Here is a 13,470-nt window from a genome sequence, read left to right as displayed (position 1 = left end):
TTAATTAATTTTAACTTGTTTACGTTTTAATAAAACTGCTTTATATTCTTTAGGGAAAACCTTTACAAAGTGCGAAGACTGATTTTCCCAATCGCTTAATATAAATTCTGCAACTCTACTGTTTGTTAGTCTAATATGGTTTTTTAGTAAGGTAGTAATTCTCGATTCGTCTTCTTCCTGCAAAGGATCCAGATCAACCATTTCCTTGTTACATTTTTTAGCAAATGTTTTGCTTACATCATATATCCATGCTATACCGCCACTCATTCCGGCGGCAAAATTGCTTCCAGTATCACCTAGAACCAAAACCTCTCCTCCGGTCATGTACTCGCAACCATGATCCCCAACACCTTCAACAACAGAAGTAGCACCAGAATTACGTACTGCAAAACGCTCACCCGCTTTACCCCTAATATATAATTCGCCAGATGTAGCTCCATAAAGCGCAACGTTGCCAATAATTATATTTTGCTCTGGTACGTAGTTAATATTGCTAAATGGATAAACAATTAGTTTCGCTCCAGACAAACCTTTTCCTACGTAATCATTTCCCTCGCCTTCTAGTGTAAGGGTTAAGCCTTTAGTTGCAAAGGCACCAAAACTTTGTCCGGCAGAACCCATGCACTTAAAGTTGATAGTATCTGGGGCTAAACCAGCACTTTTATGCACTTTAGAGATTTCGTTGGACAACATTGTACCTATAGCTCTATCGGTGTTTTTTACATCGAAACTAGCAAAAACAGGTTCGTTGTTAACAATTGCCGGCTGTGCTTTTTCAATCAGTTGATGATCTAAGACGGTATCTAGTCCATGATCTTGGAATTCGGTTTGATATAAAGGCAATCCATTATCTGGTTCTTTGTAAAGAATTGGAGCCAGGTTAACATACTTCAATTTCCAATCGGCATCTACAATTTCTCTAGTTTGCAAATATTGCGATTGACCAATCATCTCGTTAATAGTTCTAAAACCGAGTTCAGCCATAATTTCACGAAGTTCTTCGGCTAGGAAATGGAAAAGATTAACAACGTGTGCTGGATCACCAGTAAATAACTTTCTCAAGTTTGGATCTTGCGTAGCAACACCAACCGGACAAGTATTTAAGTGGCATTTACGCATCATAATACAACCTGTTGTAACCAGAGCTGCAGTTGCAACACCCCATTCTTCTGCACCTAACAAGGCCGCAATTGCTATATCTCTACCAGTCTTCAATTGACCATCTGTTTGCAAAACTACCCTGCTTCTTAACCTGTTTTTAACAAGGGTTTGATGTGCTTCTGCCAAACCTAATTCCCAAGGTAAGCCAGTGTGCTGAATAGAAGTTAGAGGAGACGCACCAGTTCCACCATCATATCCAGAAACTAAAATTACATCTGCGTGGGCCTTTGCAACACCTGCCGCAATGGTTCCTACACCTGCTTTAGAGACCAATTTAACGTTAATTCTGGCTGCTCTATTTGCGTTTTTAAGGTCGAAGATTAATTGGGCTAAATCTTCGATAGAATAAATATCGTGGTGTGGAGGCGGCGAAATTAATCCAACTCCCGGCGTAGCATGACGAACTTTTGCAATCCAATCATCTACTTTGTCACCAGGCAACTGTCCGCCCTCTCCAGGTTTCGCACCTTGTGCCATTTTAATCTGCAGCTCATCAGCATTCGTTAAATAATTACTGGTTACCCCAAAACGAGCAGAGGCTATTTGTTTAATTGAAGAACGCATCGAATCGCCGTTTTCCATTTTTTGGTAACGGATATCATCTTCTCCACCTTCTCCGGTATTACTCTTTCCGCCAATCCTATTCATCGCGATAGCTAAAGTAGAATGTGCCTCGTGAGAAATTGAACCAAATGACATCGCTCCCGTAGCAAAACGTTTTAAGATAGATTCAGTTGACTCAACTTCATCCAGTCCAATTGCTGGCCTCGAATAATTAAAAGTCAGCAAACCACGAATGGTATATGCCTGTTGCGTTTGCTCGTCTATTAATTTAGAGTAGCGCTTAAAAGTATTGTAATTATTTGTTCTAGTTGCGTTTTGTAGCAAGTGGATTGTTTCAGGATTGAACAAATGTTTTTCTCCCCTACGTCTCCATTTGTAAGTTCCACCTGCAGATAAAATTGGTTCTGCTTGTGTTTTAGGACCAAAACTACGGCGGTGTTTAATTAAGGTTTCTTGCGCAATTTCATCTAAACCTAATCCACCAATTCTAGAGACTGCACCTGTAAAATGTGTATTTACAACTTGTTGGTTAATTCCTAAAATCTCAAAGATTTGCGCACCATGGTAAGACTGTAAAGTTGAGATTCCCATTTTAGAGAAAATCTTTAACAAGCCGTTATTTACTGCATAGATATAGTTTGAGATTAATTTCTCTGGTTTTAGACCGCTTTCTTCATCAAAACCTCTGATAGTTTCTAATGCTAAATAAGGATTAACGGCTGTTGCGCCAAAACCGATCAAGGTTGCAAAGTGATGCACTTCCCAAACGTCGCCAGCCTCAACCACAATACCAACTGCACCACGGTAACCTTTTCTAATTAAGTGATGGTGTACCGAAGAAACCGCTAAAAGCGAAGGAATTGCAGCGTGTTCAGAGTCGATTGCCCTATCCGACAATACGATAACCTGAAAACCGTCTTCAACTGCATCTACGGCGTAACGACAAAGACGATCTAGCGCTTTCTGCATTGCACCTGGTTTGCCATCTGCTCTAAAATACATTTGTAGCGTTTTAGATTGGAACAAACCTGTATCTATACTTCGTAATTTCTCTAATTCTAAATTGGTTAATATTGGATGTTTAATACCTACACAATGACATTGCATCTGATTCTCTTCCAGCAAGTTACCATTGTTACCCATGAAACCAGCCAAGCTCATAACCACTTTCTCGCGGATTGGATCGATTGGTGGATTAGTTACTTGGGCAAACAATTGCTTAAAGTAAGATGATAGATGTTGAGGTTGCTTTGATAAAATAGCTAACGGCGTATCTGTTCCCATTGAACCAATGGCTTCCTTGCCTTCAATCGCCATCGGCTTTAATAGCAAGTCTATATCCTCTCTGGTGTAACCAAAAACCTGTTGATATTTAAAGATAGAATCATCGGCCAAGTTGGTGAACATTACACGTGGTTCTGGCAATTCTTCTAATTTAATTTGATATTGGTTAATCCAATCGGCATAAGGTCTGCGGCTACAAACTTGTTGCTTTATTTCATCATCGCTTATAATCCTGCCCTGCTCCATATCAACCACAAACATTTTGCCCGGTGTTAAGCGACCCTTTTTTATTACCGTACTTTGGTCAATTGCTAGGGCACCAGATTCAGAAGCCATAATTACTCTATCATCGCTTGTTAAGGCATAACGAGACGGACGTAAACCGTTACGATCTAGAGTTGCACCAATTAATCTACCATCTGTAAACGCAATAGCAGCCGGCCCGTCCCAAGGCTCCATTAGCGAAGCATGAAATTGATAGAATGCCTTTTTAATCGGATCCATATCTTCGTTTCCGTCCCAAGCTTCTGGAATTAACATCATTAAAACATGTGGCAATGAACGACCCGCATGCAATAGCAATTCTACTACGTTATCTAAACACCCCGAATCAGATTGCGTTTCGTCAATTACCGGAAGAATCATATTTAGTTCTTCTGGGGTAAAATATGGCGACGCAAATGATTTCACGCTACTTCTAAACCAGTTTAAATTTCCTTGCAAGGTATTTATTTCGCCGTTGTGGGCTATAAACCTAAACGGCTGTGCTAAGCGCCAAGAAGGGAAAGTGTTCGTTGCAAAACGCGAGTGCACTAGGCCAAATGCAGAAACCATGCGTTTATCGCTAAGTTCTGTAAAATAGCTTCTAACTTGTAAAGAAGTAAGCTGACCTTTATATATAATAGTGCGAGAAGAAAAAGATACAATATAAAAGTGATCCTTACTTCCGGCAACGGTGCTGTAAATAGTTTTGGTTAGATAGGTTTTTAAAACGAAAAGTTTACGTTCAAAATCTGCACCTTCGGCAATATGATAAGGTCTGGCTACAAATACTTGCTCAATTTCTGGTTCAACAGAAAGTGCCATATTACCAATGTCGGTAGTATCAACCTGCACTTTTCTAAAGCCTAAAACTTCTAGTCCGAGTTTTTCTGCAGTGCGATAAATAATCTCTCGGCATTCTTCTCTTTCGCGTATTTCTTTAGGTAAAAAAAGCTGTCCAACGCCATAATCGCCATAAGCTGGCAAACTAAAGCCCGCCCTTAAGCATTCATCAAATAAAAACTCATGCGGAACTTGAATCATAATCCCGGCTCCATCACCAGTGTTTGGTTCTGCGCCACAAGCGCCACGGTGATCTAGGTTTTCTAAAATGGTTACAGCATCAGAAATAATCTGATGGGATTTCCTCCCTTTTACGTGCGCAACGAACCCGATGCCGCATGCGTCGTGTTCGAAACTTTTTCTGTAAAGTCCTTGGTGTTCATTCAAGTGGTTCATTTATGTAGGTTAGTTAGTGTATAGAGAACACTAAGATAGTTAAAAGGAATTACAAATTACATTATCAGTAAAATTTTTAGGATACGTTAATTTATTTATCTCATACGCAAGCTATAATTACAATTTTAATAATTGTTAACGTTGTCAATTGCTAAATTGGCAATACTAAAAAATACTATTCACGCATAGTATAAGCGTTTTCATTTTTGTTAGAAAAGCCAAACACAGCTACAATAATCACGTCAGTCTGGCTTTACATTATATCTTTTGCTCACAAAGTGAGGCAAAAGGATGCCATTTCAATCCAGTTTATGAAGCAAAAGCTATACAACTATGAGTGGTTGAATTTTGCGAGAGAACTACTGCCTTAGAAATTATAAACCTTATTGCAATGGAAAGCCCGCAGGTGAGGTACGAACCGAGGACTTGTAATGAAAAGAAGGACCGAAATTGCCGATACACGCCAGCATTGTTTTTCGAAAAAGATAGTTGTTAGCTTATTTTATCGCCATTCTGGAATGTTTTCACAACAATTGAAATTCTAATCAACTAACTATCAATAGTATATATTTATTTATTATAATTAGCAAAATTTAGTTTTGTAAAACGCTTCCTTTTTCTACCTTTGTGCCGGGCAAGTCTTTTACGATCAGCTCCCTTTGAACTCCCCCAGGTTGGGAACAAAGCAAGGGTAGAAGGTTGTAGCGGTGCGATAAAAGTTGCTTGCCCATTTTTTTATTCCCTACCCCCTGAAGGGGGAATTTAAATTCTTCAGGGTTTTAACTCGAACCTTTTACACTAAGAATTAAATAAACATGAAATTTTTTATTGACACTGCTAATCTTGACCAGATTAAAGAAGCACAAGATTTAGGAATTTTAGATGGTGTTACCACCAACCCTAGTCTAATGGCTAAAGAAGGTATTACTGGCGAAGCCAATGTTACCGCTCATTATAAAGCTATATGCGATATTGTTGACGACAATGTAAGCGCAGAAGTTATTGCTACCACTTACGATGAGATTATTGCTGAAGGTAAAGCTTTAGCCGCTTTAAACCCTAAAATTGTGGTTAAAGTGCCAATGATTAAAGATGGTATTAAAGCAATTAAATATTTTACAGACAACGGAATTAAAACTAACTGTACTTTAATTTTCTCTGCCGGACAAGCATTACTTGCGGCTAAAGCTGGTGCTACTTATGTTTCGCCATTTTTAGGTCGTTTAGATGATATTTCTACAGATGGTTTAGCATTAATTGAAGATATCCGTCTGATTTTTGACAACTACGGCTATCCTACTCAGATTTTGGCAGCTTCTATCCGTGGCCCTTTGCATATTGTTGCTTGTGCTAAATTAGGTGCTGATGTGATTACGGCTCCATTGTCAGCGATTACTGCATTATTGAAACACCCACTAACCGATAGCGGTTTAGCTACCTTCTTGGCAGACCATGCTAAGGCTAGCGGAAAATAAGCCTTTTTGCAATATTAATATAAATGTAAATAGCCTCACAAATTTGTGAGGCTATTTTTTTGTTAAGCTTTTTTTTATAGCGTAGGCTTAGTTTACAGTCTGATTTACATCGGTGCATTTAGCTTTCGTATTAAAAACTGCTAACTCGCTAAAACAGCTTTAACGGCATCGTAATCAATTTGTTCATCGGGTTCAATCAAAATCCCCTTTACTCCTGCCCCATTAGCGGCTTCCACATCTCTAGGCTTATCACCAATCATTACTGATAAAGCTGGATCGATGTTATATTTCGCAATGGCATCTATCAACATTCCCGAACCTGGTTTTCTGCAAAGGCACGGATCATTAACTGTTGGGTGGTGCGGGCAATGATAAGCGTCTGTAAAGACTGCGCCTTCTTTTTTATATGCTTCAAATAAGATTTGATGCATTTCTGCTAATGTTTCTTCGGTATACCTTTTTAGTGCAATTCCACCTTGGTTTGTGATAACGATTAGCAAATAACCTTCATCGTAAAACTTTTTTAGGGGAGCTATTTGATAGGTTAAAACTTCAAAATCTTCTACCTTACAGATATAATCATATATCTCGTGATTTAAAACGCCATCTCGATCTAAGAAGATAGCTTTATTCTTTAAATTATCCATTGTAACAAATATAGTTTAACATCTTAAAAGTTGTAAGATTTATAAAACTTAAAATAAAAGTTTGCTGTTAAGTATTCAATTAAAAAGAAAACATATGCCTTTTATTGAAAATACAACAACAGATAGCAATAGCGTAAAAATTCATTATGAAGACTTTGGTACCGGCAAACCAGTAGTTTTAATCCATGGTTGGCCAGTATCTCACGAAATGTGGGAATATCAGGTTGCCGAAATTGTAAACAACGGTTTTAGATGCATCGCTTATGATCGACGTGGCTTTGGTCAGTCTGACAGACCTTGGAGCGGTTACGATTACGACCATTTGGCAAGCGATTTAAATGCATTAATAAATGAATTAGATTTGAACGAGGTAACGCTGGTAGGTTTTTCTATGGGCGGTGGAGAAGTAATTAGATACATTAGCACCTACGGAACAGCTAAAATTGCAAAGGCAGTTTTAATAAGTTCAATTATTCCATTGGTGCTAAAAACCAGCGACCACGAGGAAGGCGTGCCAAAAGAAATGTTCGACGATATTATCGCCAACATATTTAAAGATCGCCCTGCGTTTTTAACTACTTTTGGAAAGCAATTTTTTAATGAGGGCTTGCTAAACAAACCTGTAAGTAGCGAAATACAGGACTGGATGCACCATATGGCAATGATTAGCAGTCCAAAAGCAACAAGAGATTGTGTTAGATCTTTTTCTGAAACAGATTTTAGAGCAGAGTTGGCAAAGGTTAATGTTCCAACGTTGATTATCCATGGCGATGCGGATCAGACGGTGCCAATTGAGGCAACCAGTGATTTATCTGCGAAAGGAATCCCAAATGCGGAATACGTTATTTTTGAAAATGCGCCACATGGTTTATTTATAACGCATAAAGACGAACTGAATGAGCATTTAATAGCATTCTTAAAAAAATAACTTCAAATACCTATGAAATGTGAGCCTATCGACAATTGTTGATAGGCTTTTTTTGTGCTTAGCTTTGAGTTCAAAGAATGCTTAAAATAAATTACCTTTATTTTTTTAAATCATAAAATGAATAAAGAAGAATTTAAGCCATTTGTGTCGGCAGATAAAAACGTTGCGGAGTTTACTATAAAATCTATATTACTAGGTTGTATTGCGGGGATCATTTTTGGCGCTGCTACGGTATATTTAGCATTAAAAGCTGGTTTAACTGTTTCCGCATCTATCCCAATTGCAGTTCTTGCGATTACTTTAGGGAAGAAATTTTTCAAGACAACTATTTTAGAGAATAACATTATCCAAACTACTGGCTCTGCCGGTGAATCGATAGCAGCAGGTGTTGTATTTACCCTACCGGGATTTTTGTTTCTAAGTACCGGCATTGGTGGGCAAAGCTCCGGAGAAGCATTCTTTAATTACATGACTATTTTAATTCTTGCCATTTTAGGCGGGATTTTAGGAACGTTGATGATGATTCCTTTAAGGAGGTCGCTAATTGTAAAAGAACATGCCAACCTACCTTACCCAGAAGGAACTGCTTGCGCATCGGTTCTTCAGGCCGGCGAAAAAGGCGGAGATTTTGCCCGTACCGCATTTTGGGGTTTGGGTTTTTCGCTAGTTTACGCTATGTTGCAAAAGGTATTTCATGTAATTGCCGAGGCGCCAACCTGGGCAACCAAACAAGCCAACAAGTTTTTACCATCAGCACAAGTTAGTGGAGAAATTACACCAGAGTATTTAGGCGTTGGATATATTATCGGTCCGAAAATAGCTGGTGTTTTAGTTGCCGGTGGTGTTTTAGCTTGGTTGGCCCTAATCCCATTACTATCTACGTTAATTGATCCGTTAATTGCAGCCAAACAATTGGTTAAGCTAGGTTTGCTGGCAGATATTACAAAACCTGGTGGCTCCGGAAACTGGGATCCGATAACGCAAACTTTTGCCGATTACCCTAGGGCAATTTACCAAGCATTTGTTAAACAGATTGGAGCAGGCGCTGTAGCGGCAGGCGGATTTATAACTTTACTAAAAACCATTCCGACAATCATATCGTCGTTTAAAGAAAGTTTAGGTTCAATTAAAGAAAACAAGGCCGGTGGAACTATTAAACGCACCGATAGGGATTTATCTATAAAATTAGTTGGAATTGGCAGTTTGGTTTTAATTCTTTTGATGGCCATTTTACCACAAATCCCGGGCGATAGTATTGTAAATAAGTTGATTATTGGTGTGCTGGTAATCGTTTTTGGTGCCTTTTTTGTTACCGTTTCTAGTAGGATTGTAGGCTTAATTGGTTCTAGTAACAACCCAATTTCGGGTATGACCATAGCAACAATTATGGGCACCTGTTTGGTTTTTATAGCTGTTGGTTGGACAGGAAAAATTTATGAACCGATGGCTTTGGTTGTAGGTGGAATGATTTGCATTGCAGCAGCGAATGCAGGCGCAACATCACAAGATTTAAAAACGGGATATTTAATTGGAGCCACGCCAAAATACCAACAAATTGCACTATTTATTGGCGCAATCGTATCGTCTATTGTTATTGGTTTAACTGTTAAAATTTTAGATACGCCAACACAAGAAATGCTAAACCAAGGGATCCAACATGCTATCGGGACCGAAACTTACGCTGCACCGCAAGCAACTTTAATGGCGACACTTATTAAAGGAATGTTATCTTTTAACCTAGATTGGCAATATGTTTTGGTTGGTGTTTTTATTGCGATAACTATTGAGCTTTGCGGTATAAATGCACTTTCTTTTGCAGTTGGTGCCTACTTGCCTTTATCTACTACTTTGCCAATTTTTGCCGGTGGCGCTATAAAAGGTTTGGTCAATTGGAGAGAGAAAAACAAAAAGAAAACTGCCGAGGAAGAAGAAATTGCTCCCGGAAATTTATTTGCAACGGGTTTAGTTGCCGGCGGTGCAATTGCAGGCGTTATCGTGGCTATTTTAATGGTTATTCCTGCAGTTAGAGATAATTTAGGCAAGGTAAACGTAGAACCTCTATTTGCAAGCTGGTTTGGAGAGGGTGGCTACCAAATTTTAGGCGTTTTGTTTTTTCTACTGATGGGCTTTGTACTTTATAATATAAGCACAAAGAAACAAGATAAAATCGATTAAGGTTGCGTTATTAGAATTTGAAAAGCAGTTGAAGTACATTTATTTTGGCTCTGCCCTGCTGTAAATTACATCCCGATTTTGTTAATGCTCACGCCCATTGGCACGGAATGCGGGGTTCCATTTCCTTCGGATTTAGTAAACAGGATCAACTGCCTTGAACCAAGTGCTACTGGTTTGGTGCCATAAACCTGATTGAGTGGAATAGCCCGGAATTAGCGAAGCGAAATGAGGACTATAAGCGAAAGCAGGGCTAAAGTTGCAATGAAATGCTGACATTCATTTTCAAATAACAAAACTATTTAAGTGTAATATCTGCCGTTAATTCTGCTTTGCCAGAAGATTTGCCAACCAATAATTGAAGCTTGCCAGGGATAATTTCCATTTCTTCGGTGGCTTCGTTGTAATGCATAATATCTTTAGCATTAAGCTCAAAAGTTACCATTTTCCGTTCGCCTTTCTTTAGATTAATACGCGTAAAGCCTTTCAGCTCTTTAATCGGCATCGTGCTTCCAAATTGCTTTATGTACAATTGTACAACTTCATCGCCATCAAAATTACCAATATTATGGACGTTAAGGCTAACCTTTAAGGGCTTACTGCTATTTAGTTCAGTGGCAGACAACTTTAAATTACTGTAAGCGAACTTTGTAAAACTCAACCCATAACCGAAAGGGTATAAAACGGGTTTTGTAGTATAACGGTAAGTTCTTCCCTGCATACCGTAATCATCAAACTTAGGAATATCATTAACGGATTTGTAGAACGTTATAGGCAATCTTCCTGCTGGGTTATAATCTCCTGCCAGCACATCTGCCAAAGCCTCGCCACCCTTTTCTCCACCGTACCAAGTTTCTACAATAGCATCTAGCTCTTTTTCTTCCCAATTAATACTTAATGCGCTACCGTTTAGCAGTACCAAAACAATAGGCTTGCCAAGTTTTTTAAGCTCTTTAAGCAGTTCGGTTTGTACAATTGGCAAATCAAGATTGGTTTTATCGCCTCCTAAAAAACCTGGTACTTTTACTTTCAAATCTTCGCCTTCTAGCCTAGGCGAAATTCCCCCTATGAATACAATTAGCTCAGCTTGTTTTGCAGTTTTAATCGCTTCGTCATAGTCTGATTTTTTATCGTAACCTGGCGTATCTATCACGTTGCAACCTTTGGCGTATAAGATGTTGCTGGTTGAAAATTTATTCTTTATTCCTTCGAGCGGAGATATAACGTGTGCAGGTTCGCCATTATAGTTTCCAAGTAAAATTTCGGCATCATTTGCATTAGGTCCAATTACAGCAATATTCTTTAAATTGCGTTTTAACGGTAACGTTTGTTTTGCATTTTTAAGCAAAACGATACTTTCTCTAGCCATTTGCAACGCTTGTTGCTGATGTGCTTTATTGTTTACAACGCTATAAGGAATTTTAGAATAAGGATTATCGCTTTCGGCATCGAACACTCCAAGTTTAAATTTAGCTCTTAGCAATCTGGCCACTGCGGTGTCCAATTCGCTCTCTTTGAGCAAACCGCGTTTTATTGCAGGTATAACCGCCTTTGCATAACCCCAGCATTGGTTATCGGCACCAGCTTTAATCGCTTGCGCAACGGCTTCTACACTATCTGTCGCAGTTTTATGAAACATGTAGAAATCGTACAAGGCGCCACAATCAGTTGCTACGAAACCTTTAAAATTCCATTTTTTTCTAAGGATGTCATTCAGCAAAAATGAATCGCTACAGCAAGGTTTACCGTAAAGCCGATTGTATGCACACATAAATGAATAAACATGACCATCTTGAGCCAACATTTTAAACGCAGGAAGATAAGTTTCCCATAAATCGCGTTCGTTCGGTTTTGCATCAAACTCATGTCTTTGTGGCTCTGGCCCGCTATGTACAGCAAAATGTTTGGCTGTGGTTATGGTTTTAAAATAATTCGGATTATCGCCTTGCATACTTTTTACAAAGGCTACACTCAGTTTTCCTGTTAAATATGGGTCTTCGCCAAAAGTTTCGTGCCCTCTGCCCCATCTTGGGTCTCTAAAAATGTTTACGTTAGGCGAGTAGAAATTAAGTCCCATGTAGATCTCTCGTTTTCCTTCTCGAGCAAATTGATGGTGCTTGGCCCTCGCTTCGTCGCTTACCGCCGTACCCATTTCAAATATGCCTTTTTCGTTAAAAGTGGCCGCCAAGCCTATTGGTTGCGGAAACGAAGTAGCTAAGCCCGCTCTTGCCACACCATGTAAAGCTTCGTTCCACCAATCGTAAGCGGGTATCTTCAACCTTTCTACCGCCGGCGTAGCGTTATGCATTTGCATCGCTTTTTCCTCCAACGTCATTCGTTTTAACAAATCCTCAACCCTTGTCTCTAATGGCAATTTATTATTTAGGTAACGAAATTCTTGTGCACTGCAGAAACTAACCACAAGAAAAAAAGGTATGATTAAAAATTTTAGGCCTACTTTCATTTATTTGTACGCTACCGCGATTTGCTTACTAGATCCTAAACCATCAATTCCTAACTCAATTTCATCGCCAGGTTTCAAATACCACGGATGCGGTTTCTGACCTATACCTACCCCTGCAGGCGTTCCTGTAAAAATGATATCACCAGGCAATAACGTCATAAACTGGCTGATGTAGGCTACAATAGTTGGCACATTAAAGATAAGGTTAGCGGTATTACCATCTTGAACCAACTTTCCGTTAACCTTTAGCCAAAGGCGGAGATTACCAATTTCAGCAATTTCGTCTTTAGTTGCTAGATACGGGCCTATCGGAGCAAAACTATCGCATCCCTTGCCCTTTGTCCACTGTCCGTTTCTTTCCATTTGGAAAGCACGTTCGCTATAATCGTTTGCCAAACAATACCCGGCAATATAATCTTCAGCTTCCTCTAATGAAATGTAACTTGCCTTTTTCGAAATAACGATAGCAAGTTCTACCTCCCAATCTGTTTTTTCGCTTCCTTTCGGGATAATTAAGTTATCATTTGGCCCTACAATTGCCGTTGTAGATTTAAAAAATAAGATTGGCTCTTTTGGTATAGGAGAATTAGTTTCTTGCGCATGATCTACATAATTTAAACCCACGCATACTATTTTAGAAGGCCTCGCAATTGGGCAACCCAAACGTACATTAATAGCAACTTGCTTAAGTTGATTATTTTCTACTACCGATTCGAGTTTCGACAGACCATCGTTATCAAAAAAATCTTCATTATAATCTTGTACAAATTCAGAAACATCAAAATAATCGTCGTTAATAATTACCCCGGGTTTTTCTTTTCCGGGCTCGCCGTATCTAATTAGTTTCATAAATTTTATCGTTTGCGATTATTTTAGCTTTTTTGCAGTATCCAATTTTACAAAAAATAAGGCTAAAGACAGCACACAACCGCAATATTTTGGTGTTTTTAAGTTTATTTTGAAAGCTCAAAATAATTAATTCCCTTATAAATCAATAAACTACGTTCGTAAACAAAAAAAACTTTGCATTAAGTTGATGTTAACCCTATATTTGCATCACTTTAAAGGGAAACGCACAGCGAAAAACTTTAAATGATTCCGTAGCTCAGCTGGTAGAGCATTACACTTTTAATGTAGTGGTCCTGGGTTCGAATCCCAGCGGGATCACACCAAAGACTATCAAAACGTATAAAACCCTGCAATCGCACGATTAGCAGGGTTTTTGCTTTTAGGGAACTGCCAAAAATCGCATGGATTCACAAAACTTTGGTGAGT

Annotated in this window: 7 protein-coding genes, 1 tRNA gene and 1 other RNA gene; 5 read left to right on the top strand and 4 right to left on the bottom strand. The window is 38.9% G+C overall.

Features of this window, described 5'->3' with window-relative positions:
• A complete protein-coding gene (gene gltB, locus DUT69_RS08330) occupies positions 1 to 4,509 on the bottom strand; it encodes a glutamate synthase large subunit (RefSeq protein WP_113652774.1) in 4,509 nt (1,502 codons plus the stop codon).
• A gap of 632 nt (positions 4,510 to 5,141) precedes the next feature.
• On the opposite strand from gltB, the gene ffs reads away from it, so the two are divergent.
• Positions 5,142 to 5,241: signal recognition particle sRNA small type (gene ffs, locus DUT69_RS08325), an RNA gene on the top strand.
• Positions 5,242 to 5,324: 83 nt separating this feature from the next.
• Positions 5,325 to 5,984: a fructose-6-phosphate aldolase gene (gene fsa, locus DUT69_RS08320; protein WP_113652773.1), complete on the top strand. Its 660-nt coding sequence runs from the start codon at positions 5,325 to 5,327 to the stop codon at positions 5,982 to 5,984.
• A 140-nt stretch (positions 5,985 to 6,124) separates the two neighbouring features.
• Here fsa and DUT69_RS08315 read toward each other — a convergent pair whose 3' ends face one another.
• Complete coding sequence (locus DUT69_RS08315) at positions 6,125 to 6,631, bottom strand: D-glycero-alpha-D-manno-heptose-1,7-bisphosphate 7-phosphatase (RefSeq protein ID WP_113652772.1); 507 nt, start codon at positions 6,629 to 6,631, stop codon at positions 6,125 to 6,127.
• Between the two features lie 94 nt (positions 6,632 to 6,725).
• Here DUT69_RS08315 and DUT69_RS08310 point away from each other — a divergent pair, with 94 nt between their 5' ends.
• Both DUT69_RS08310 and DUT69_RS08305 read left to right on the top strand, forming a co-directional pair.
• Positions 6,726 to 7,559: an alpha/beta fold hydrolase gene (locus tag DUT69_RS08310; RefSeq protein WP_113652771.1), complete on the top strand. Its 834-nt coding sequence runs from the start codon at positions 6,726 to 6,728 to the stop codon at positions 7,557 to 7,559.
• A gap of 117 nt (positions 7,560 to 7,676) precedes the next feature.
• Positions 7,677 to 9,734 carry an OPT family oligopeptide transporter gene (locus DUT69_RS08305; RefSeq protein ID WP_113652770.1) on the top strand — a complete coding sequence of 686 codons (2,058 nt, stop codon included), beginning with the start codon at positions 7,677 to 7,679 and terminating at the stop codon, positions 9,732 to 9,734.
• A gap of 295 nt (positions 9,735 to 10,029) precedes the next feature.
• Here the strand turns inward: DUT69_RS08305 and DUT69_RS08300 are convergent, their stop codons facing one another.
• Together DUT69_RS08300 and DUT69_RS08295 are read right to left on the bottom strand one after the other, a co-directional pair.
• Positions 10,030 to 12,195, bottom strand: coding sequence for a glycoside hydrolase family 3 C-terminal domain-containing protein (locus DUT69_RS08300; protein WP_113652769.1), 2,166 nt, complete (start codon positions 12,193 to 12,195; stop codon positions 10,030 to 10,032).
• On the bottom strand, positions 12,196 to 13,044 hold the full coding sequence (locus DUT69_RS08295; RefSeq protein ID WP_113652768.1) for a fumarylacetoacetate hydrolase family protein: 849 nt from the start codon (positions 13,042 to 13,044) through the stop codon (positions 12,196 to 12,198).
• A 245-nt stretch (positions 13,045 to 13,289) separates the two neighbouring features.
• Between DUT69_RS08295 and DUT69_RS08290 the strand changes: the two genes are divergently transcribed.
• Positions 13,290 to 13,362: transfer RNA gene (locus tag DUT69_RS08290), tRNA-Lys, on the top strand.
• The last annotated feature ends 108 nt before the right edge of the window (positions 13,363 to 13,470 follow it).

This window comes from Pedobacter namyangjuensis, from assembly GCF_003313325.1.
Classification (GTDB): domain Bacteria; phylum Bacteroidota; class Bacteroidia; order Sphingobacteriales; family Sphingobacteriaceae; genus Pedobacter; species Pedobacter namyangjuensis.
Note: the sequence above shows the minus strand (reverse complement) of the source record. Positions and strands in the feature narration are given on the sequence as shown.